At 46.9% G+C, this 22,100-nt stretch carries 20 protein-coding genes; 15 read left to right on the top strand and 5 right to left on the bottom strand.

Annotation, left to right across the window (positions count from 1 at the left end):
* Positions 1-36 precede the first annotated feature (36 nt).
* The gene (rhaS, locus tag EKN56_RS19585) at positions 37-864 is read right to left on the bottom strand and encodes an HTH-type transcriptional activator RhaS (protein WP_130593326.1); all 828 of its coding nucleotides are present in this window, start codon (positions 862-864) and stop codon (positions 37-39) included.
* 315 nt (positions 865-1,179) lie between these two features.
* Between rhaS and rhaB the strand changes: the two genes are divergently transcribed.
* The 9 genes from rhaB (at position 1,180) to EKN56_RS19540 (ending at position 10,756) form a co-directional block, all read left to right on the top strand.
* Positions 1,180-2,652: a rhamnulokinase gene (rhaB, locus tag EKN56_RS19580; protein ID WP_130593325.1), complete on the top strand. Its 1,473-nt coding sequence runs from the start codon at positions 1,180-1,182 to the stop codon at positions 2,650-2,652.
* The gene (locus tag EKN56_RS19575) at positions 2,649-3,905 is read left to right on the top strand and encodes an L-rhamnose isomerase (protein ID WP_130593324.1); all 1,257 of its coding nucleotides are present in this window, start codon (positions 2,649-2,651) and stop codon (positions 3,903-3,905) included. The genes rhaB and EKN56_RS19575 overlap by 4 nt, the downstream gene beginning before the upstream one ends.
* 12 nt (positions 3,906-3,917) lie before the next feature.
* The gene (gene rhaD, locus EKN56_RS19570) at positions 3,918-4,742 is read left to right on the top strand and encodes a rhamnulose-1-phosphate aldolase (protein ID WP_130593323.1); all 825 of its coding nucleotides are present in this window, start codon (positions 3,918-3,920) and stop codon (positions 4,740-4,742) included.
* A 373-nt stretch (positions 4,743-5,115) separates the two neighbouring features.
* Positions 5,116-5,430, top strand: coding sequence for an L-rhamnose mutarotase (rhaM, locus tag EKN56_RS19565; RefSeq protein WP_130593788.1), 315 nt, complete (start codon positions 5,116-5,118; stop codon positions 5,428-5,430).
* Between the two features lie 373 nt (positions 5,431-5,803).
* Positions 5,804-6,838, top strand: coding sequence for an L-rhamnose/proton symporter RhaT (gene rhaT, locus EKN56_RS19560; protein ID WP_130593322.1), 1,035 nt, complete (start codon positions 5,804-5,806; stop codon positions 6,836-6,838).
* Positions 6,839-6,989: 151 nt separating this feature from the next.
* Positions 6,990-8,342: a 2-carboxy-D-arabinitol-1-phosphatase gene (locus EKN56_RS19555; protein WP_130593321.1), complete on the top strand. Its 1,353-nt coding sequence runs from the start codon at positions 6,990-6,992 to the stop codon at positions 8,340-8,342.
* 174 nt (positions 8,343-8,516) lie between these two features.
* Positions 8,517-9,350: an MBL fold metallo-hydrolase gene (locus tag EKN56_RS19550; protein WP_130593320.1), complete on the top strand. Its 834-nt coding sequence runs from the start codon at positions 8,517-8,519 to the stop codon at positions 9,348-9,350.
* Positions 9,351-9,394: 44 nt separating this feature from the next.
* Complete coding sequence (locus EKN56_RS19545) at positions 9,395-9,886, top strand: GNAT family N-acetyltransferase (RefSeq protein ID WP_407656501.1); 492 nt, start codon at positions 9,395-9,397, stop codon at positions 9,884-9,886.
* 9 nt (positions 9,887-9,895) lie between these two features.
* Positions 9,896-10,756, top strand: a complete 861-nt coding sequence (locus EKN56_RS19540; protein ID WP_130593318.1) for a T6SS immunity protein Tli3 family protein — start codon at positions 9,896-9,898, stop codon at positions 10,754-10,756.
* Here EKN56_RS19540 and EKN56_RS19535 read toward each other — a convergent pair.
* The gene (locus EKN56_RS19535) at positions 10,753-11,094 is read right to left on the bottom strand and encodes a GlpM family protein (protein ID WP_130593317.1); all 342 of its coding nucleotides are present in this window, start codon (positions 11,092-11,094) and stop codon (positions 10,753-10,755) included. The two genes, EKN56_RS19540 and EKN56_RS19535, sit on opposite strands and share 4 nt — an antisense overlap.
* 204 nt (positions 11,095-11,298) lie before the next feature.
* Here EKN56_RS19535 and EKN56_RS21525 point away from each other — a divergent pair, with 204 nt between their 5' ends.
* From EKN56_RS21525 to EKN56_RS19510, 6 genes are all read left to right on the top strand, one after another.
* Entirely contained in the window at positions 11,299-11,430 is a 132-nt protein-coding gene (locus EKN56_RS21525) for a hypothetical protein (RefSeq protein WP_260676945.1), read from the top strand.
* Positions 11,431-12,034: 604 nt separating this feature from the next.
* Positions 12,035-13,375 (top strand): anaerobic C4-dicarboxylate transporter, encoded by a 1,341-nt coding sequence (locus EKN56_RS19530; RefSeq protein WP_130593316.1) that lies wholly within the window; start codon positions 12,035-12,037, stop codon positions 13,373-13,375.
* A 309-nt stretch (positions 13,376-13,684) separates the two neighbouring features.
* Positions 13,685-15,304: a fumarate hydratase gene (locus tag EKN56_RS19525; RefSeq protein WP_130593315.1), complete on the top strand. Its 1,620-nt coding sequence runs from the start codon at positions 13,685-13,687 to the stop codon at positions 15,302-15,304.
* 283 nt (positions 15,305-15,587) lie between these two features.
* Positions 15,588-16,301: a gluconate 2-dehydrogenase subunit 3 family protein gene (locus tag EKN56_RS19520; RefSeq protein WP_130593314.1), complete on the top strand. Its 714-nt coding sequence runs from the start codon at positions 15,588-15,590 to the stop codon at positions 16,299-16,301.
* A gap of 5 nt (positions 16,302-16,306) precedes the next feature.
* Positions 16,307-18,082: a GMC family oxidoreductase gene (locus EKN56_RS19515; RefSeq protein ID WP_130593313.1), complete on the top strand. Its 1,776-nt coding sequence runs from the start codon at positions 16,307-16,309 to the stop codon at positions 18,080-18,082.
* A 14-nt stretch (positions 18,083-18,096) separates the two neighbouring features.
* Complete coding sequence (locus EKN56_RS19510; protein ID WP_130593312.1) at positions 18,097-19,416, top strand: cytochrome c; 1,320 nt, start codon at positions 18,097-18,099, stop codon at positions 19,414-19,416.
* Positions 19,417-19,526: 110 nt separating this feature from the next.
* Here the strand turns inward: EKN56_RS19510 and slmA are convergent, their stop codons facing one another.
* The 3 genes from slmA to coaBC form a co-directional block, all read right to left on the bottom strand.
* Positions 19,527-20,120 carry a nucleoid occlusion factor SlmA gene (gene slmA / locus EKN56_RS19505; protein WP_130593311.1) on the bottom strand — a complete coding sequence of 198 codons (594 nt, stop codon included), beginning with the start codon at positions 20,118-20,120 and terminating at the stop codon, positions 19,527-19,529.
* Positions 20,121-20,223: 103 nt separating this feature from the next.
* A complete protein-coding gene (dut, locus tag EKN56_RS19500) occupies positions 20,224-20,682 on the bottom strand; it encodes a dUTP diphosphatase (protein ID WP_130593310.1) in 459 nt (152 codons plus the stop codon).
* Positions 20,666-21,874 (bottom strand): bifunctional phosphopantothenoylcysteine decarboxylase/phosphopantothenate--cysteine ligase CoaBC, encoded by a 1,209-nt coding sequence (gene coaBC / locus EKN56_RS19495; RefSeq protein WP_130593309.1) that lies wholly within the window; start codon positions 21,872-21,874, stop codon positions 20,666-20,668. Before coaBC ends, dut begins: the two co-directional genes overlap by 17 nt.
* Between the last annotated feature and the right edge of the window lie 226 nt (positions 21,875-22,100).

Here is a 22,100-nt window from a genome sequence, read left to right as displayed (position 1 = left end):
GTCATTAGTCACCTTGATTAAAGTAACGGTTTGTTATTACTGGCTGGTAGCGTTTCTCATTTGTAGTGGCGACAGCGAGAATTCTCGCCGAAACTGAACCGAGAAATTATTACTGTCACTAAACCCGCAGGCATAGGCAATATCGGTAATACTGTCATCGCTTTGAAACAGACGCCGTCGGGCCTCCAGCAGCCGGAGTCGGTTAAGATAGCGCTGTGGCGTCATACCGGTGGCCTGTTTCACCTGACGGTGCATGGTGCGCAGGGCCAGCGAAAAACGCTCTGCCAGCTCTTCCCAGTTCACCTCTTCATTGTAGTTATTGCGTAGCCAGTTAAGCAGTGCGCCAACGCAGGCTTCCCGACTGTCTTGTCTGGCGGTTTCGAAGCAGCTTTGACGTAGCAACATCAACAGTTGTAAGAATAAACCTTCGCTGGACGCAATATCTTCCAGTTCGCTGCTGTTGGTACTCGTTTGCAGACAATCAATGCAGTTTTTCGCTTTTTTTAATGCAGATGAGTTGATTTGCCAGTGTGATTGCTGCTGGGCATGAGAACCGGGTAACCAGGCTTCGATATCCGTCAGAAAACGAAAATTCTTCGGTGAACGGTACAGCACATTGGTTAAATGCAGGTTATCCACGTTTTCAAACTGATGATGATCTCTGTCGCGAACAAAGCAAACGGTGCCGCTGCATAGTGCATAGGGAGTGTCGTTAAAGATATGCACGCCGGAACCGTGCTCCACAAGAACGATTTCATAGAAATCATGGCTGTGTTCAGGAAAAACACATTGTGGTGCCCGGTTCTCAATTGCAACCGTTGAGGCATCGGATGCAAAAAAGCCATCACTTTTTAGTAAGGTCATTTTTGTGACTCCTTTCAACATCGTGTAGCTCAAAGCTTAGAGGAAGATCGGGGCGCTTCGCCTTAGAAATCAGACGTGACATCGGCCAAAAATGACCATTTTTTTAAGATTGACGAGTTTATTGATTAGTTTGTGCAGAAGGTCACATTACATTTTTGGCCCGATAATTCAGTGCGGTTTTGCCATTTTGTGATCGGTTTCACATCAGTCTTTGTTATTTTGCCAAACCTGCTGGTGGCATGGCAGTGGCCCGAAGGTAGAGGCGACTTACTCTCCGTAGACTTCCCGCTATAGATGAATAAGGGGAAGGTTACTATGAGCGTACGCAATATTGTCGCCATTGATTTAGGCGCATCCAGTGGGCGGGTGATGCTGGCAACCTGGAGTGCTTCAACTCAACGCTTAACGCTTAAAGAGATCCATCGGTTTACTAATTGTCTGACGCCGGTGGACGGTCATGATACCTGGGATCTGGCGGCGCTTGAGCGCGAAATTCTCACCGGACTGACCACCATTGATAATAATGGTGTGCGGATCGCCAGTATCGGTATTGATACCTGGGGCGTTGATTACGTTTTGTTGGATAAGCGTGGCGAACGCGTTGGGTTGCCGTATGCCTATCGGGATCATCGTACCGATGGCGTGATGACCCGAGTGATGAACGAACTGGGCCAGAAAAACCTGTACTGGAAAACCGGTATTCAGTTTTTGCCCTTTAATACGTTGTATCAACTGAAAGCCTTCAGCGAGCAACAGCCGGAATTGATTGAGCAGGTTAAGCATTTGCTGCTGATACCTGACTATTTGCACTATCGCCTCACCGGCAAAATTAACCATGAATATACCAATGCCAGCACCACGCAAATGCTCAACTTGAGCAGCGGTGACTGGGATAAGGAGCTGCTGGATTATCTGGGCATTCCCGCTCAATGGCTGACTAAACCATCCCAGCCGGGAACGCCAATTGGTGAGTGGCAGGCGCCGTCAGGCCGTTCGGTTCCGGTGGTTTCTGTTGCCACCCATGATACCGCCAGCGCGGTGATTGCCGCGCCGTTAACCGGACACCATTGTGCCTACCTGAGTTCAGGAACCTGGTCGCTGATGGGAATTGAAAGCGTCAATCCGTTTAATGACCTGAAGGCGATGGCCGCTAATATCACCAACGAAGGCGGCATTAACGGTACTTACCGTGTGTTAAAAAATATTATGGGTCTGTGGCTGTTGCAGCGCATCTGCTGTGAGCTGAAGATAACCGACCTACCGCAGCTGATTGCTAAAACAGAGAAGCTGCCGCCTTTTACCAGCCTGATTAATCCCAATGATGAGCGGTTTATCAATCCTTCCTCCATGGTGGAAGAGATCCGTCAGGCCTGCGCTGAACATCAGCAACCGGTGCCACAAGTGCCGGAAGAATTGGCTCGCTGTATTTTTGACAGTCTGGCCATGCTCTACCGTCAGGTGATGCTGGAGCTTTCTGCCTTACAGGGGCAGCCGATTAAGCAACTGCATATCGTGGGTGGCGGCTGTCAGAACGCCTTCCTGAACCAACTTTGCGCCGATGTTTGCCAACTGACGGTATTAGCCGGACCGGTTGAAGCTTCCACGCTGGGAAATATTGGTTGCCAACTGATGGGGCTGGGAGAAATCGACAGCGTTGCCAGCTACCGCAAGCTGCTAACCGAAAGCTTCCCGCTGCGCTGCTATACCCCAAATCCTGTTTTTGATTTTGCACAACACTGGTGCCGCTTTCAGGCACTCAGCCACTCTTATGAGGAATTTGTACTATGACAACATCAATTGACCAGGCCTGGAATCTGGCCAAAGCCCGCTATGCCGAATTTGATGTGGATGTGGAATCCGCACTGAAGCTGCTGGATACCTTACCCGTTTCTATGCACTGTTGGCAGGGGGATGACGTTGCTGGTTTTGAGAATACCGGTGGCGCTCTGACGGGCGGTATTCAGGCGACGGGAAACTATCCCGGAAAAGCCCGCAACGCGGCAGAACTGCGTTCGGATCTGGAGCAGGCGCTGGCGTTAATTCCGGGGCCGAAACGCCTGAATCTGCATGCTATCTATCTGGAATCCGATACCGCCGTTGAGCGTAACGAAATTGAGCCAAAACACTTTGCCAACTGGGTTGAGTGGGCGCGCCAGAAAGGCATGGGACTGGACTTTAACCCAAGCTGCTTCTCTCATCCTCTTAGTGCCGATGGCTTTACGCTATCCCACGCGAATCCGGAGATCCGCAAATTCTGGATTGAACACTGTCAGGCCAGTCGTCGTATCTCTGCCTACTTTGGACGTGAGCTGGGCACCGCTTCAGTGATGAACATTTGGGTTCCGGATGGCATGAAAGATCTGACCGTTGACCGCTTTGCCTTCCGCGAGCGTCTGATGACTGCACTGGATGAAGTGATTAGCGAGAAGATTGATGAGAAATATCACCTTGATGCAGTAGAAAGTAAGCTGTTTGGTATCGGTGCTGAAAGCTTTACCGTGGGTTCTAATGAATTCTATCTGGGTTATGCCACCACCCGTAAAACTGCACTTTGTCTGGATGCCGGACATTTCCACCCGACCGAAGTTATCTCCGACAAGATCTCTACCGCCATGCTGTATGTGCAACATCTGCTGCTACACGTCAGCCGTCCGGTGCGCTGGGACAGCGACCATGTGGTACTGCTGGACGACGAAACTCAGGCCATTGCCCATGAAATTATCCGTAACCGCCTGTTTGATCGTGTACACATCGGTCTGGATTTCTTTGATGCCTCGATTAACCGGATTGCTGCCTGGGTAATCGGTACCCGCAATATGAAGAAAGCACTGCTGCGGGCGCTGCTGGAACCTACCGATATGTTGCGCAAATTGGAAGCTGACGGTGATTACACCGCCCGACTGGCAATGCTCGAAGAGCAAAAAAGTTTACCGTGGCAGGCCGTATGGGAAACCTACTGCCAGCGTCATAACGTACCGGCGGGCAGTGAGTGGTTACAAACCGTTCGCCAATATGAACAATCCGTACTCAGCAAACGTTAAGGGCTCTCTATTATGCAACACATTATTTCTTCTTGGTTTGTTCAGGGTATGGTCAAAGCGACCAGCGATATGTGGCTTAAAGGTTGGGATGAACGCAACGGCGGCAATATCAGCCTGCGTTTGCTGCCTGAAGACATCGCCCCTTATCAAAAAGATTTTTATGCCGAACCTCGTTACGAGGCGCTTAGTCAGGCGATGCCACAGTTGGCAAATCACTACTTTATTGTGACCGGATCGGGCAAGTTCTTCCGCAATGTGCAGTTAAATCCGGCGGAGAATCTGGTGGTTCTGCAGGTGAACGGAGAAGGGAGCGGATATCGTATTCTGTGGGGGCTGGATAAAGGCGGTTTACCGACCTCTGAACTGGCGGCTCATTTCCAGTCACACATTGTGCGTATGGGTGTCAGCGCAGGCAAAGATCGCGTCATCATGCACTGTCATGCCACTAACCTGATTGCTCTTAGCTATGTGCTGGAGTTGAAAAACGAAGTGTTTACCCGCGAATTGTGGGAAGGTAGCACCGAGTGTCTGGTGGTTTTCCCTGATGGGGTAGGGATTGTCCCATGGATGGTGCCGGGTACCGATGGCATTGGCGTTAGCACCGCAGAACAGATGCAGCACCACCCGCTGGTGCTCTGGCCGTTCCACGGTATTTTCGGCACTGGACCAACGCTGGATGATGCATTTGGATTAATCGATACCGCGGAGAAATCGGCAGAAATCATGGTGAAAGTTCGATCCATGGGCGGTAAAAAACAGACCATCTCTTCGGAGGAACTGGTGGCTTTAGCTAAGCGGTTTGGTGTTACGCCGATGGCGTCGGCGGTTAAACTGTAGCGTATCAGGCTGCTGACAAACCAAATAAATTGGCCTCAATGAATATTCCGGTCGTAACATCGAAAGTGATTATATTGACGTTGTGCTCGACCGGAAGACCGCCTGTATTTGGCTTCAGAGCGTGTCGGGCCTGGTCTCCCTACGGGCAGTTATGAAACACCTTGCGGTGTTTCACCCTGACGGGCCAGCGCAAGCGCTGTTCAAACAGGCTTTGCCTGTTTGTCGTTGGCTCACGCCAAGTCGACCCCCACGGGAGCCCCTCCCGACAATTGACCATTTCAAAACACAAACTGAACAAATCAGATTTTGTCATGAATCTGAGACTGCAAGACATTGGTAGTCTTTTGTCAGGTAGTGAATGGAGTTAATTATTATGATTCGTAAAGCCTTCTTAATGCAGGTAAATCCTGACTCACATAAAGAGTATCAGCAGCGGCATAGCCCGATATGGGAAGAGCTGGAACAGGTGTTGAAAGCCCATGGGGCGCACCATTACAGTATTTTTCTCGATGAACGTGGTCATCAACTGTTTGGCTATGTTGAGATTGAATCAGAAGAGCGTTGGAATGCGGTAGCAAAAACCGATGTTTGCCAACGCTGGTGGAAGTATATGTCTGATGTTATGCCTTCTAATCCGGATAATAGCCCGGTGAGTGCTGAGCTGCGTCAGGTTTTCTATCTGGACTAAGTATTCGTCTGTTTTTGCCAGCGCGCTGGCAGCCGGAATCGGAGGGGGTTTCTCTGGTTCCGGCTTTTTTATTTCCACGCCTTTTATACTCCTTGTTTTTGTTCGTTCTGACAGTTTGTTAAAACCACTGAATCAGTGGTCATCAAATGAGACATCCTGTTTTAATTCACTATTTTGTGACTCCGCTCACCTTCATCTTTTGTTTTTTGCCAATACCCGTAAGACAGTGGCACTGGCATAAAGGCTGGCGGACAGATTCATTTTTAGAATGAAGGCATTGTAGTGATGAGGTATTCCTCATTCATTCATAATGCCGCGATACGGATTGCGGCCCCCTGCGGTTAATAATGTTTAATAATAAAGGGTTACCGGTATGAGTGGTTCTATTCTTCTGGGTATTTTCTGGCATTTCGTTGGCGCCGCCAGCGCCGCATGTTTTTATGCGCCATTTAAACAGGTTAAAAAATGGTCATGGGAAACTATGTGGTCTCTCGGTGGCTTTTTTTCATGGATTATCCTTCCCTGGACCGTTAGTTATCTGCTGTTACTTGATTTTTGGGCTTACTTTGGATCGTTCTCCATTGCAACGCTGCTGCCCATATTTTTGTTCGGTGCGATGTGGGGGATAGGCAATATTAACTATGGCTTAACCATGCGTTTTCTCGGCATGTCGTTAGGGATAGGTATTGCTATTGGGGTGACGCTCATCATCGGAACCCTGATGACGCCAGTATTACAGGGCAAGTTTGGCCTGTTGCTCAATACCTCTGGCGGGCAGATGACGCTGCTGGGGGTGTTTGTCGCGGTTATTGGAGTCGCGATTGTTAGTTACGCCGGTTTGTTAAAAGAGCGGGCGCTCGGAATTCAGGCTGAAGAGTTCAACCTGAGAAAAGGTCTGATTCTGGCGATCATGTGCGGCATTTTCTCTGCCGGTATGTCATTTGCTATGGATGCGGCAAAACCAATGCATCAGGCGGCAGAGCAGATAGGTATCAGCCCGCTGTATGTGGCACTGCCAAGCTACGTGGTGATTATGGGTGGTGGAGCCATTGTTAACCTGGGCTTCTGTTTTATTCGTCTGGCAATCAAACCAGAGCTTTCTGTTAAAGCTGACCTCTCTGTGGCTAAAAAGCTACTGATAACCAACGCGCTGTTCTCCATTCTGGGCGGTGTGATGTGGTATCTGCAATTCTTCTTTTATGCCTGGGGACATGCCAACGTTCCGGAACATTATGGCTATATGAGCTGGATGCTGCATATGAGCTTCTATGTGCTGTGCGGTGGCATTGTTGGCCTGCTGCTTAAAGAGTGGTTGGGTGTTGGCCGCAAGCCGGTACGTATCCTGTGTATTGGCTGTCTGGTGATTATTCTGGCGGCAAACATTGTTGGTATGGGTATGGCTTCTTAGTTTTTCCTTTTCTCAGATTCGCGGGGATATCACCAGATATTCCCGCGATGATATTTAGGGCCGGTGAATGGTGTGACATTCAGCGTGCTAAATCCCAAAACGCTGAACGGCACACCTACTCCGGCCAACTATGTGCCAAAAGGAGTAATCGATGAAGAATACAATAAAATCTCTGGCTACGCTGTTTCTGGTAACGGCCATGACATGGGGGCCGATTTCTGCATTTGCAGCCTCGGTATCGAAGACCGATGAAGCCAAGGTATTACGCTTTTATCTGGTCAGGCATGGTCAGACTTATTCAAATATTAAAGAGATGACCATTGGCGGCGGAGGTAACGCTCAGCTAACGCAAAAAGGACGTTATGATGCCAGCAGCCTTGGGTTAGGCTTGGCTGATGTCCCCTTTGTTGCCGGTTACAGCAGTACTCTGGGTCGCGCCTATGAAACCGCCAATCAGATTCTGCGGGGCAGAAACATGCAGGTAACGCAGATTGAGAATCTGAAAGATATCTCATGGGGCGATGCTGAAGGTGGGCGCATTGATGATTTAACCGGTAAATTTGGTCATTCCGGTAATGATTTTGAGTTCTACTTTGGCAAGTTTAACGATCCGGACTTTAAGTCGCCGGTGAATGCGGAAAATATGTATCAGTTTTCTGAGCGATTTGAAGGTGCGTTAAAACAGATCGCCCGCCAACATCAGGGACAAAGTGGGAATATTTTAGTCACGGCCCACTCATCCATGGCTTTCTACCTGCAAAAATATCGGGGAGATAAACCCCTTTCCGGACTATCCAATACCAGCGTGTCAGTATTAGAGCTAAAGGATGGGACATTCTCGCTGGTGGACTTTAATAACACTGAATACCTGAAATCTGGCTATGCCAAAGAGAAGCAACTGCCTCCGTTAGACATCACGCTGGTGATCAATCCGATGACTATTTTGAATAAGGTCGGCGTAATGGAAGGAACTTCAGATTCAGACTTTACTGCTCAGGGAATAAAAGCCAATCAACAATTGAAGAGTGATTTAAAAAATACCCATTTTACTGCCGCATACAGCAGTGAACTGGGGCGTGGGTATAAGACGGCAGAAGCCGTGCTTGCCGGACATCAGCAAACCTTAATCAAAGATAAAAATCTGGACGAAATGTTCCTTGGCCACTGGGAAGCAGAAAAGATAGAGACGATTAAAGCCAGTGATTCTCAGGCAGCAAAAGATCTGTTCTCCGCCGATCGCGTTATCCACTTTCTGTCGCCGGATGATGGTGAAAATGGTGATATCGCTGCTTTCCGCTTAGATTCGTTATTATCCGGGATCGGTTACCAGTATGAGTTCAGTAAAGGTCATGTGGCGGTGTTTACTCATCCGCTGATTGTAAAAGCCTTCCTGAATAAACGGGTTCCTGACTACCGCTTACCGGAAAGCGACGGTATTCAGGTGATTAATCTGCAATATAAAAATGAAGCTTTTAGCGTGAAGGATGTGAAGGTCGTGAAGTAATTATCGAATGGATTAATCCAACCCCGCACTCTGATGGCGGGGTTTTTTGTTGCTTTAATCACCGGATATTGCTTGTGCTTATTCAGCAGAGTTTTTATATTGCACGGATGTCTGCCTGATAAGACGAGAGTCGCTTTTTACAGGTGAGAGTGCGGGAAACCAATAAGGAACGTTATGCGATTAACCGTCTTGCTGGATAATAATACGCTTATCGACCGTTATCTGGTGGGTGAGCCGGGGGTGTGCTACCACATTGATATTGATGGTCGGCAAATTTTGCTGGATACCGGTTACTCTGATGTGTTTATGCAAAATGCCGATATTTTGGGTATCGATCTGAAACAGGTGGATACCATTGTTTTGTCCCACGGGCATAACGACCATACCTGGGGATTAGGTCACCTGATGCAGTACTTTGATCGTACCGATCGCGCAACGGACCGGCGCATTCAACTGGTTGCCCATCCTGATGCCTTTGCGCCCAAGTTCCACGGCGAGAAGATTATTGGCGCAAACTACCCACAGGATTGCTACAGCAATTATCTGGACAAGGTGGAAACTAAGCAGCCTTATTACATTACTGACAACTTACTGTTTCTTGGTGAAATAGAGCGAACTAATGACTTTGAAGCTCAGCGGCCGGTAGGCCAAACTAAAGATTGTTGTGGCAATCTGGTGGGTGATTATATGCTGGATGATAGTGCATTGGTGTATATCAGCCCCGAAGGTCTGGTCGTGATTTCTGGCTGTTCTCATTCTGGTATCTGTAACATTGTGGATTACGCTATCAGCGTAACCGGAGAGCAACGAGTGCTGGCAGTGATTGGCGGCTTTCATCTACAAAATGCCAGTGAAACCCTGATGTCCCGTACTGCTGAGCATTTAGGTCGGATACAGCCGGAGCGTTTATATCCCTGCCACTGTACCGATCTGAACGCCAAAATTGCGCTGGCCCGAACCACTAATGTTAATGAAGTGGGTGTCGGGAAAGTCTTCGAGTTTGCCTGAGTCTGGCACCAGGAATATCGTGAAAAGTTAAGGACAATAGAATAGTGGAATCCATGAAAATTAGAACGGCCCAACCGCAAGATACCGCCCGCTGCTATCAGATTGAAATAACCGCCTATGAAGGTGATGAAGCCGCGACGGAAGCGAACATAGCCAAACGCATAGAAACTTATCCTGAGGGCTTTCTGGTTCTGGAAACGCCGGAAGGCATCGCGGGCTTTATTAACTGTGGCTGCGCTTATGATGTGGTGATGTCTGATGAGGAGTTTAAAGAGCTCATCGGTCACGATCCTGATGCGCCAAACGTCGTGATAATGTCAGTGGTCGTTGATCCTGATTTTCAGGGCAAAGGCTATTCTGCAGTTTTAATGAAGGCATTTATCAAACATATGCAGAAGCTGGGTAAAAAAACGATTCATCTGATGTGCAAACAGCGCCATATCGGGTTGTATGAAAAATTTGGTTTTGTTTATGTGAAGCAATCAGAATCCGATCACGGCGGGATGTCGTGGCATGAAATGGTAATGGATATTTAAGGTGTATTGATGACAGGGATAGTTAAGAAAAGGCAATTATGGTCTGGGTTAGCGACCATTTTTCTATCTTTTTTATTGCTTGGGTGCGACCAGTCTGATACCGATAAGAAAGAGCATGGGAAGTATTTACCTCAGGTTATTTTTCAGCTGGATAATGACAGGTTTCTGACATTAGAGAACTATGAAAACTGTGAAGGTGGAAAAGTTTGGTATAACGACACCGGCAAAGCGCTGCGCCATGAGCTAAGTGAAGATATTCTTTACTATCAGGGTAAAGTTTTCTTTGAAAATAGCGATCCGGATATTGTGGTACTACCAAAAGCACTCAGGCAATACCATTGCAATAATCGTGGTGTATGTTGGGAATCTTTCCTGAGTTATTCCGTTGATGGTGGTAACAGTTTTTCTGGATTGCCTTATGGCATTGGTGGCTCAGGAAGCCATATGCATATGTCGAGAGATTTCGCCATCATTGTGAATGATGAGAAGTTATACGTGGTTAAATATATGCATAAAAGAGATTATCACTGTGAGAGCACGGATAAACCTTGTGATGGCATTCAGTCAGTGGCCTTTTTTGACGTCGATGAATTTGTTATCAGTAAAACAGAGCAGGAGCCCGAACACGATCCGGACAAGGTTCGTGGGTCTAAAACTCCGCATCTTTCAAAGCATAAGCAGTATGGTCTATCGGTTTATAGCGACGGAACTTTCTCCGGCCATAATTATGATTATCAGACGCGAGTGAACAGGTATCAGGATGAGTTCCCTGAACAGTATGTTCCATTGATTAGGCAGGCCATTGAACAGCATAATAATCCTACGCCTTATGCAGTATGTGATATGGCTAAAGCTAAAAAGAGAAATTAATGCCCGTGCGCATAGCCCCATAGTGTGACCAGAATCCAGGCGGCAATACCCCAAGCCACACAGGCCATCAGCAGTGAGGGTACCAGCCGAAAATAACCGACCAGACAATAGAGCGCCACCAGATAGCTGAGCATCGGTAGGGTGGCGAATCCGCTAAATAGTATGGTTTCCCGTAAATCTGATGTTGAACGGGTAGACCCAACGCTGTAATGGGCTATCAGGGCAAAGGTAGGGAATAGCGGAGCCAGCCCGGCGATATAGTAATATTTTGATTTAGAAAGCAGAGAAATCAAAATGACGACAGCAGCGCCGATGAGTGATTTAAGTAACAGTGCCATTAAAATGCTTGCTTCCTGTCCGGATGAGAAACGATGTGTATCAATACTATATGCCTCCCCATCAGAAGTTACCAACCGAAATGTGTGGTAAATCAGCGCAATATGTTTGTTGTTTACTGACCGGGGTGATAAGGCGGCAGAATGTGGTACTGGACGACTCAGGAGTAGGCTATAATTTGTTTCTGACCGAATGGAGAATTGTATATGAGTGATGATATTTTTGATTTTGATATCGATGCTGAATTAGAGAAAGCAGAGAAGAAAGCCGAACAGAAAGTAAATGAACTTCCTGAAATTATTCAAGATCAAGATGACTGTGAAGGCTGCAAAATATAATCTTTAGCCATTTGATAAAAGCCACCATCGTGTGGCTTTTATATTTTTAATTGATAGTAACATGGGGGATTAGTAGTCTGCTCTTTTTTTCATTTAATACTTCAGATTTATCCTGGCTATTTTATAATTCCTCTTATATTAATTAAATGCCTGCCTGATTAATCCATATAATATTAAATTGTTATTTATTGGTTAATAAAATGAATATATATTGATGTATATATTTAGAGAACAATTCACAGGTCGTTAACCATTGGTATCGCTGGGCTATCTTGTTTTCCGTTATTTCATTTTAATTTCCCTTTTATATATCGTCTGAGCGCAAACTATTAGTTAAAAATTATATCTGCATCAAAAAATGGATGGATTAAACCATATATAGTCGAATAACCATATGGGAGTAGAGCAGGGAAAATTAATAATGAGATTTTTGGGATAATTATTAATTTTATAATTTCATATGTTTTGGCAAGGCTGCTCATCGTTTCGAGTAAGTCTTAATAATTGATGAAAATCACTGACAAATTAGAAATAACAAAACAATTAAATTTCAGATAACAGATTCACTTTTTTTGATTATTAATTGGTATGTTCGGGGGTATACATGGATTTTGCTATACAACTTCTTATCATCTTGATCTGTCTGTTCTATGGGGCACGTAAAGGTGGTATTGCGCTCGGTTTACTGGGCGGTGTGGGTTTAGTTATTTTGGTGTTTGTGTTCCATCTTCAGCCGGGTAAACCTCCTGTTGATGTAATGCTGGTAATCATTGCGGTGGTGGCCGCGTCGGCGACGTTGCAAGCCTCCGGTGGCTTAGATGTGATGCTGCAGATAGCGGAAAAGCTGCTGCGTAAAAATCCAAAGTATGTCTCTATTGTGGCACCTTTTGTGACCTGTATACTGACGATCCTCTGCGGTACTGGTCACGTGGTGTACACCATTCTCCCCATTATTTATGACGTGGCGATTAAGAATAATATTCGTCCTGAACGCCCAATGGCGGCCAGCTCCATTGGTGCCCAAATGGGTATCATTGCCAGCCCGGTATCCGTAGCGGTAGTTTCTCTGGTAGCGATGTTGGGGAACTTTACCTTTAACGGTAAGCATCTGGAGTTTTTAGACCTGCTGTCAATTACCATCCCATCAACCCTGATTGGTATTCTGGCGATTGGTATTTTCAGCTGGTTCCGTGGTAAAGACCTGGATAAGGATGAAGATTTCCAGAAATTTATCTCTGTTCCGGAAAACAAACATTATGTTTATGGCGAGACCGCTACGCTGTTAGACAAAAAACTGCCAACCAGTAACTGGATTGCCATGTGGATCTTCCTGGCTTCTATTGCGGTTGTTGCTCTGCTGGGTGCCTTCTCTAACCTGCGTCCTTCCTTTGATGGCAAAGCGCTGTCAATGGTACTGGTTATCCAGATGTTCATGTTGCTGTCAGGGGCATTGATCATCATTATTACCAAAACCAATCCGGCATTGATTTCCAAGAATGAGGTGTTCCGTTCGGGGATGATTGCTATCGTGGCGGTATATGGTATCGCCTGGATGGCAGAAACCATGTTCGGCGCGCATATGTCTGAAATCAAATCTGTACTGGGCGACTTAGTCACCAAGTACCCGTGGGCATACGCTATTGTGTTACTGCTGGTCTCTAAGTTTGTTAACTCTCAGGCGGCTGCGCTGGCGGCGATTGTTCCAGTGGCACTGGCCATTGGTGTTGACCCTGCATACATCGTTGCTTCTGCACCGGCGTGTTATGGTTACTACATTCTGCCAACTTACCCAAGCGATCTGGCGGCTATCCAGTTTGACCGCTCTGGTACTACCCGTATCGGTCGTTTTGTTATTAACCACAGCTTCATTCTGCCGGGATTAATCGGTGTGGGTGTCTCTTGCGTATTCGGCTGGATATTCGCCGCAGCGTACGGATTCCTGTGATGTAATTAGCGTGCGCTATATCTGCAATAAAAAAGCAGTGGTAAAAGGATATAGCGCACCGCTTTCAGGAATATCTACTGGATATTTTGTAGCCCTTTCAGTGCGATTCTGTTCATTAAAATCATAATAAAAATAAATAAAACTCTTATAAAATCAGCAGAATAAAAACGCTTTAAATTTATGAGCCAAATGGGTTCACAAACAGTTGTATAAAGAGTCTCCTTACTTTATGGTGTCGGCGTCGCTCAGGCATCAGTCACGATATATCGTGTTGATTTTTTCAAAAAACTTATAAAAGGCTGGAAGCACATGTCAACGATTGAATTTAAATATCAGGAGTCCTTTCCACTAGGAAAAGACGATACAGAATATTATTTACTGACAAAAGATCACGTTTCAGTAGCAGAGTTTGAAGGAAACGAGGTCCTTAAAGTTGAACCTGAAGCTCTGACACTGCTGGCACAGCATGCATTGCATGATACCTCTTTCTTACTGCGCCCCGCTCATCAGGCTCAGGTAGCCCAAATTCTTGAAGATCCGGAAGCCAGTGAAAACGATAAGTATGTTGCTCTGACATTCCTGCGCAATGCTGAAATTGCGGCCAAAGGCATTTTGCCTTTCTGTCAGGACACCGGCACCGCCATTATTATGGGGAAAAAGGGCCAGAACGTCTGGACCGGCTGTAATGATGAAGAGGCATTATCTCGCGGCGTGTTTAATACCTTCGTGGAAGATAACCTGCGCTACTCTCAAAATGCTCCGCTGAATATGTACGATGAAGTGAATACGGGTTGCAACCTGCCTGCACAAATCGATATTTATAGCACCGAGGGTTCTGAGTATAAGTTCCTGTGCATTGTTAAAGGCGGTGGTTCTGCAAACAAAACCATGTTGTATCAGGAAACTAAAGCGCTGCTGACGCCAGAAAAACTGGAAAAATACCTGATCGAAAAAATGAAGAGCTTGGGTACGGCAGCTTGTCCTCCTTACCATGTAGCTTTCGTTATTGGTGGTACCTCTGCTGAAACCAACCTGAAAGTCGTGAAGCTGGCCTCTGCCAAATACTATGATGAGCTGCCAACGACCGGCAATGAAGGCGGTCAGGCATTCCGTGATTTAGATATGGAAGCCAAACTGCTGAAGGCGGCGCAAAACCTGGGTATTGGTGCGCAGTTTGGCGGTAAATATTTTGCTCATGATATTCGCGTGATCCGTCTGCCTCGTCACGGTGCTTCTTGCCCAATCGGCATGGGGGTTTCCTGCTCTGCAGATCGTAATATTAAAGCGAAAATTAACAAAGAAGGTATCTGGATTGAGAAGCTGGAAGACAATCCGGGTAAATATATTCCACAGTCATACAGAGAAGCTGGCGAAGGTGAAGCGGTACATATTAACCTTAACCGTCCGATGCCTGAGATTCTTGCCGAACTGTCGAAGTATCCGGTTTCAACTCGCGTTTCTCTGACGGGCACGATTATCGTTGGTCGTGACATCGCTCACGCACGCTTGCAGGCTATGCTGGATAAAGGCGAAGATCTGCCACAGTACATTAAAGACCACCCAATCTATTATGCAGGTCCGGCGAAGAAACCAGAGGGCTATGCTTCCGGTTCACTGGGCCCAACCACGGCGGGCCGTATGGACTCCTATGTCGATGCTTTCCAGTCTCGCGGTGGTAGCCTGATTATGTTATCAAAAGGTAACCGCAGCCAGCAGGTAACGGATGCTTGTAAGAAGCATGGTGGTTTCTATCTGGGGAGTATCGGTGGACCAGCGGCTATTCTGGCGCAGAACAGTATCAAGAGCCTGGAATGCATAGCTTATCCTGAGCTGGATATGGAAGCTATCTGGAAAATTGAGGTAGAAAACTTCCCTGTGTTCATCCTGGTGGATGATAAAGGTAATGATTTCTTCCAGAAATTTAAATAAGCACTAAGTCTGCTATTTAGTCCGTCTCAAGGCCCTGAGTATTGCTCAGGGCTTTTTTATTAATAAGTAAAAAATTCAAATAGATAAATTGATTTTAGTCTCGCGGCTGGTTCCACTTTCCTTTCCCAATATCCCCTTATCATTATTCTGGTTATTTTCTGTTATTAGGCACGATATGTTCGTTTGAGTTGTAAATGAAGAGTTATTCTATTTGAGCGTTCATGTTAACAAAATATGATCAAAATCAAAAAAAGCGATAAAAATAGGATAAGCGAGGAAGCCAATGTCTGATATCAAACATTCCAATTCCCGGCGCGATTTCTTGCGTAAAGGATTTGGTGTTATTCCCGTGGTCGCCATTGCCAGCAGCGGATTAGTTTCTAATATCGCTCAGGCGGATTCCCCTTCACCATCCAGCGACTATAAGCCAACATTCTTTAATCAGGCTGAATGGGCCTTTGTTCTGGCAGCCTGTGATTTATTGATCCCTGAAGATCAATACGGTGCTGGTGCGATTAAAGCCTGTGTACCGGAATTTATCGACCGCCAGATGGATACCCCCTACGGCCGTGGTGAACTCTGGTATATGAAAGGGCCTTTTCATCCGGATGCGACCCCCGAGTTTGGCTATCAGCTAAAGCTGGTACCCCGGGATCTTTACCACCTGGGCATCAGCGGTTGTGACAAATGGTGCCAACAGCAGTACAAGAAAACCTTTGCCGAGCTGGATAAAGAGACTCAGATTGCGGTACTTAAACAGTTGGAAGCAGGAAAAATTGAACTGGGTGACGTACCGGCAAAAACCTTCTTTTCTTATTTACTGACCAATACCAAAGAGGGCTATTTCGCCGATCCTCAATATGGTGGTAACCGTCATTTGGTGGGATGGAAAATGGTTGGTTTCCCTGGTGCCCGGGCTGATTTTATGGATTGGGTAGAACATTCTGAGCGGCCTTATCCATTAGGGCCAGTATCAATATCAGGCGAGCGGGGATAATCAATATGTCGATCAAAAAAGAAGCCGTTGATGTTGTTCTGGTCGGTTTTGGCTGGACGGGCGCCATTATGGGCCAGGAGTTAACCGAAGCGGGTTTGAACGTACTGGCGCTGGAACGTGGAGAAATGCGCGATACGCCAACGGATGGTAAATATCCAAATGTGGCGGATGAACTGGCTTATTCGGTACGTGGTAAGCTATTTCAGGATCTTTCCAAAGAGACCGTGACTATTCGTCACAGTGTGAGTGAGCAGGCAGTTCCCTATCGTCAGCACGGCTCGTTTTTATTAGGTACCGGCGTGGGTGGTGCGGGCCTTCACTGGAATGGCTTACACTGGCGTGCTTTGCCGGAAGAGCTAAAAATTCGTAGCCACTATGAAGAACGATACGGTAAAGATTTCATTCCGGAAGGGATGACGATTCAGGATTTTGGTGTCAGCTATGAAGAGCTTGAACCCTATTTTACCCAGTTTGAATATGTGTGCGGTGTTTCCGGGTTAGCCGGTAATGTCAATGGTGAAAAGCTGGAGGGCGGCAACCGGTTTGAAGCGTCGCGCAGTAAACCTTATCCTCTGCCGCCACTAAAAGACGTATACAGCGCTCAGCTGTTTGCTAAAGCGGCCAGTGAGTTGGGTTATAAACCATTCCCGATCCCGGCATCCAACGCTTCAGAAGCCTATACCAATCCTTATGGTGTCAGGTTAGGACCCTGTAATTTCTGTGGTTACTGTGAACACTATACCTGCTATCTCTATTCTAAGGCATCGCCACAAACCACTATTCTTCCGGTGTTATTAAGAAAGCCTAACTTTGAGTTGCGTACTCAGTCTCAGGTGATTCGGGTTAATCTGGACTCTACCGGCAAAAAAGCCACCGGTGTAACCTATATCGATCCACAAGGGCGGGAAGTAGAACAGCCTGCCAGTATCGTGATTCTAAGCGCCTTCCAGATGCACAATGTGCGTTTACTGCTGCTGTCCAAAATTGGTCAACCCTATAACCCAATGACTAATGAAGGGGTAGTGGGAAAAAACTATGCTTATCAAATGTTGAATTCCGTTAGCCTAATGATGCCTAAAGGCACAACGCTGAACCCATTTATTGGTACTGGCGCCGGTGGACAAGCAATTGATGATTTCAATGGTGATAACTTTGACCATGGCCCACTTGGGTTTGTTGGTGGTGCGAATATAAACCATCACCGTTCAGGTGGACGTCCTATTAAGCAAGCAACGGTTCCTGCCGGTACGCCTTCCTGGGGTTCTGAATGGAAGGGTGCAGTTCAGGATAGCTATCAGCGGGCAATGAGCATCAGTTCATCCGGTTCGGTGATGTCGTATCGCGACAGCTATCTGGATCTCGATCCCAACTATACTGATAGCAATGGTCAGCCGTTGTTACGTATGACCTTTAACTGGCATGACAATGAGATCAAGATGGCGCAGTTTACGACCAACAAAGCCGGGGAAATTGCCAAAGCAATGAACCCTGAATCTTATAAGGTGAATGCCAAAAAATTGGGCGCACAGTATGACACCCGACCTTATCAGACAACCCATAATACCGGGGGCGCCATTATGGGCAGCGACCCTAAAACCAGCGTAGTAAACCGTTATCTGCAAAGCTGGGATGTACCAAATGTCTTTGTTATGGGGGCTTGCGTATTTCCACAAAACTTTGGTTATAACCCAACCGGGTTGGTGGGGGCATTAACCTACTGGTCAGCACATGCCATACGTGAGCAATATCTGAAGAACCCTGGCCCACTGGTGCAGGCATAACAGGAGACGGAAAAATGAAAAAACTGCTTCTTGCCGCCAGTTTAACCATGGGCTTAGTAACGTCTGCCTGGGCTGCGGAAAATATTGATTATACGGATGCCAAACTGATTAAGCAGGGGGAATACCTTGCTCGTGCTGGTGATTGTGTGGCATGCCATACGGCATCAGGTGGTCAGCCGTTTGCCGGGGGACTGCCTATTGAATCTCCGATCGGAACCATCTTTTCTACCAATATAACTCCGGATAAACAGACCGGTATTGGTGAGTACAGCTTTACCGATTTTGATAATGCCGTGCGTCACGGTATTGGTAAGGATCATACGCTGTATCCTGCCATGCCTTACCCTTCTTATGCTCGGGTAACGGATGAGGATATGCAGGCATTGTATGCCTACTTTATGCATGGTGTACAGCCGGTTAATCAGGCGAATAAAGATACTGATATCACCTGGCCGCTCTCTATGCGTTGGCCACTCTCTGTATGGCGCTGGACTTTCGCACCAGAGGTTAAAGCATTTAAAGCGACAGAGCATCAGGACGCTGTGGTTGCACGCGGTGCTTATCTGGTTGAAGGATTAGGGCACTGCGGTGCATGTCATAGCCCTCGCGGTTTTGGTATGCAGGAAAAAGCCTTAACCAGTGAAGAGGGCGATCTTTATCTGTCCGGCGGTGAGCCGATGGATGGATGGGTTCCTAAGAATCTACGTGGCGATCAGCGAGACGGTTTAGGTAGTTGGACGGAAGAACAACTGGTTCAATTCCTCAGCACCGGTCGTACTGCCCACACTGCCGTGTTTGGTGGGATGAGTGATGTGGTTGTTCAAAGCATGCAGTATATGAGCAATGAAGATTTAACCGCGATTGCTCGTTATCTGAAAACGTTGCCGCCAAAATCTGCTGAACAACAGCCGTTTAAGTACGATGAAACGGTATCTAAAGCGCTATTTAACGGCGATGACAGTATGGTTGGCGGGAGTGTATATGTTGATAACTGCGCAGCTTGCCACCGAACTGATGGTAAAGGTTATGCAGAAGTGTTCCCGGCGCTGGCAGGAAATCCGGTACTGGCGACCAGCGATGCAACCTCTCTGATCCATATCGTTCTGAAAGGTGGCGTGGTACCAGCAACCATAAAAGCACCAACATCTTATGATATGCCGGCTTTTGATGTCCGACTGACAGATAAACAAATTGCGGATGTGGTTAACTTTATTCGCAATAGTTGGGGTAATAAGGCATCTACAGTGACGGAAAGTGATGTGGCGAAAGTACGGGAAGAGGTGAAAGCCGAAAAGTATGGCGCAGTAGCAAAACCTGAAAACAGCCAGAAATAACCGGTGAGAACAGCGTATTTACTCTCTGTTTGTATCTGACTAAAAGAAAACCCCCGAAGGTTATCGCTTCGGGGGTTTTTCTATTCAAGCGTTCAGTCGTGCTATTTAGATTACTGCAATTGCAGAACCAGCATTGGCCAACGCAGTTCAAACTCTTCCGTTGGGCGATAACGAAATTCTGAGCGAACAAAGCGTGACATCATCCCTTCACAGAAAGCGAGTAACTGGCTGGCAATCAGCCCTTCATCATAACTAAACGACTGCCCTTCACGCAGTTTCCTCTCCCGTAGAACCTGACGTAACTGGGTTTCTATCCGTTCAAATAGCTGGTTAATTCGTCCCTGAAGCCGGTCTTGCTCAAACATTAAGGCGTGCCCGGTCATAATTCGGGTTAACCCCGGATTTTTTTCTGCAAAACCAAGCACTAATAATATGATTAAGCGGATGCGATTATAGGTATCTTTCTCATCCTGCAAGATTAGGTTAATACGGCTATTGAGGCTATCTTCGATAAACTCAATCAGACTATCGAACATGCGCATTTTACTGGGAAAATGGCGATACAAAGCCGCCTCTGAAACACCAACAGTGGCAGCAAGTTTTGCTGTAGTAATTCGCTGACTACCGTCGCTTGACTCGAGCATTTGAGCCAGCGCTTGCAGTATGTCTTCCTTGCGATTTTTCTTTGTTACTTTTTCGACCATGTCCAGTGACATCCTAATAAGAAGTGGGGTTCCGCCCACTTCCAAACAACTAACGATAGTGTTGAGTTACACTATTTTATTATGGCATTCAAAACGGAAATAATTACTGGCGACCAGAGTGGCCAAAACCACCTTCACCGCGTTCACTGCTTTCAAAGTCTTCAACAATATTGAATTCGGCCTGTACCACAGGTACGAAAACCATTTGGGCAATACGCTCGCCAGGTTCAACAACAAATGGCGTTTGACCACGGTTCCAGACGGAAACCATAAGTTGCCCCTGATAGTCAGAGTCAATTAAACCAACCAGATTGCCTAATACCACACCATGCTTATGACCAAGACCCGAACGAGGTAAGATCACCGCAGCGAGTGAAGGATCGGCAATATGAATCGCCAGACCGGTTGGTAATAGCTGGGTTTCTCCCGGATTCAGCGTCATTGCCGCGTCCAGACAGGCTCGCAGGTCTAATCCGGCAGAGCCAACGGTCGCATAGGTTGGCAGTGGAAAGGTGCTGCCAATACGGGGATCCAGAATTTTTACGTCAATTTTTTTCATCATAACGTTTGACTATCTCGTCCATCAGTTTTTGACCAAGCGAAGATTTGTCGCTCAGGGGCAGACTCATCTCGCCGTTTGACCAGTACAGGTGTAATGCATTGGTATCACTGTTAAAACCTTGACCAGACAGCGATACATTATTCGCGCAAATAAGATCAAGATTTTTGCGGGCCAGTTTGAGCCGCGCGTATTCTTCCACATTTTGGGTTTCAGCCGCAAACCCTACAACAAAAGGGCGGTTAGCGGTCATCGCCGCTACCTCGGCGACAATATCGGGATTTTTTACCATTTTTAAGACCAAATCGTCGCCCTGTTTTTTAATTTTCTCATCGGCGATATGCTCAGCACGGTAGTCGGCAACGGCAGCACAGGCAATAAAAATGTTTTGAGACCCCGCCAACTGCATAACGGCCTCACGCATTTCCAGCGCACTGGTGACATTAATGCGAGTAACGTTCACAGGAGTGGGTAATTGGACCGGACCACTGACCAGCGTGACGGTAGCACCTCGCTCAGCAGCGGCTTTTGCAATAGCATAACCCATTTTTCCGGAGCTGTGGTTGCTGATGAAGCGAACGGGGTCCAGTGCTTCCCGGGTAGGACCTGCGGTAAGCATGATGTTGATGCCAGCAAGATCCTGAACGGGATTAAAAAAATCGACGCAGTGTTTAACAATACAAAGTGGATCCAGCATTCTTCCAGGGCCGACATCACCACATGCCTGTGAACCGCTGTCAGGTCCCCATAAAAGGAGATTACGCGAAGCCAAAACTTGTAAATTATGTTGAGTTGCCTGAGCCCGATACATTTGCTGGTTCATGGCGGGAACCGCAGCAACAGGAGCACTGGTAGCCAGACAGATCGTGGTTAACAGGTCGTTTGCCATTCCGGCAGCAATACGGGCCAGTATATCTGCAGTGGCGGGGGCAATAACCACCAGATCGGCCCATTTGCCCAGCTCTATATGGCCCATAGAGGCTTCTGCCGCGGGATCAAGTAAATCATCAGAAACCGGATAACCAGAAACAGCCTGCAACGTGAGTGGGGTAATAAATGCTTTTGCCGCTGGCGTCATGACAACGCGTACGTCCGCCCCCTGATCTTTCAGGCGGCGTACTATTTCCGGGCATTTATAAGCAGCAATACCACCGCTGATACCCAGCACAATTTTTTTACCGTTCAACATTGCCATGATAACTGCCCTATAGATTGTCAGGGTCATTGCCCCTGATGATTAAAAGCGTGTTGAGGATTTTATCATAACCCCGTCGAAGGAGGACTATCTGTCTGAAGCAACTTTATCACCGCTAGCGTGACAGATTACAGGCAGCATGTTTCTGCTGTATGAATACCTTTATATACCAATATCGACGAGATGAGCATAAAACGAACATCTTTTACTGATTATATATACAGTA

Origin of the sequence: Limnobaculum zhutongyuii (assembly GCF_004295645.1) — a bacterium.
Taxonomy (GTDB): Bacteria; Pseudomonadota; Gammaproteobacteria; order Enterobacterales; family Enterobacteriaceae; genus Limnobaculum; species Limnobaculum zhutongyuii.
The sequence above is the reverse complement of the archived record's forward strand: the minus strand, read 5'-3'. Positions and strand labels throughout refer to the sequence as shown.

Coding starts and splice junctions, on each gene's coding strand:
- rhaS (WP_130593326.1), bottom strand. CDS start 864: ATGACCTTACTAAAAAGTGATGGCTTTTTTGCATCCGATGCCTCAACG.
- rhaB (WP_130593325.1), top strand. CDS start 1,180: ATGAGCGTACGCAATATTGTCGCCATTGATTTAGGCGCATCCAGTGGG.
- EKN56_RS19575 (WP_130593324.1), top strand. CDS start 2,649: ATGACAACATCAATTGACCAGGCCTGGAATCTGGCCAAAGCCCGCTAT.
- rhaD (WP_130593323.1), top strand. CDS start 3,918: ATGCAACACATTATTTCTTCTTGGTTTGTTCAGGGTATGGTCAAAGCG.
- rhaM (WP_130593788.1), top strand. CDS start 5,116: ATGATTCGTAAAGCCTTCTTAATGCAGGTAAATCCTGACTCACATAAA.
- rhaT (WP_130593322.1), top strand. CDS start 5,804: ATGAGTGGTTCTATTCTTCTGGGTATTTTCTGGCATTTCGTTGGCGCC.
- EKN56_RS19555 (WP_130593321.1), top strand. CDS start 6,990: ATGAAGAATACAATAAAATCTCTGGCTACGCTGTTTCTGGTAACGGCC.
- EKN56_RS19550 (WP_130593320.1), top strand. CDS start 8,517: ATGCGATTAACCGTCTTGCTGGATAATAATACGCTTATCGACCGTTAT.
- EKN56_RS19540 (WP_130593318.1), top strand. CDS start 9,896: ATGACAGGGATAGTTAAGAAAAGGCAATTATGGTCTGGGTTAGCGACC.
- EKN56_RS19535 (WP_130593317.1), bottom strand. CDS start 11,094: ATGGCACTGTTACTTAAATCACTCATCGGCGCTGCTGTCGTCATTTTG.
- EKN56_RS21525 (WP_260676945.1), top strand. CDS start 11,299: ATGAGTGATGATATTTTTGATTTTGATATCGATGCTGAATTAGAGAAA.
- EKN56_RS19530 (WP_130593316.1), top strand. CDS start 12,035: ATGGATTTTGCTATACAACTTCTTATCATCTTGATCTGTCTGTTCTAT.
- EKN56_RS19525 (WP_130593315.1), top strand. CDS start 13,685: ATGTCAACGATTGAATTTAAATATCAGGAGTCCTTTCCACTAGGAAAA.
- EKN56_RS19520 (WP_130593314.1), top strand. CDS start 15,588: ATGTCTGATATCAAACATTCCAATTCCCGGCGCGATTTCTTGCGTAAA.
- EKN56_RS19515 (WP_130593313.1), top strand. CDS start 16,307: ATGTCGATCAAAAAAGAAGCCGTTGATGTTGTTCTGGTCGGTTTTGGC.
- EKN56_RS19510 (WP_130593312.1), top strand. CDS start 18,097: ATGAAAAAACTGCTTCTTGCCGCCAGTTTAACCATGGGCTTAGTAACG.
- slmA (WP_130593311.1), bottom strand. CDS start 20,120: ATGGTCGAAAAAGTAACAAAGAAAAATCGCAAGGAAGACATACTGCAA.
- dut (WP_130593310.1), bottom strand. CDS start 20,682: ATGATGAAAAAAATTGACGTAAAAATTCTGGATCCCCGTATTGGCAGC.
- coaBC (WP_130593309.1), bottom strand. CDS start 21,874: ATGGCAATGTTGAACGGTAAAAAAATTGTGCTGGGTATCAGCGGTGGT.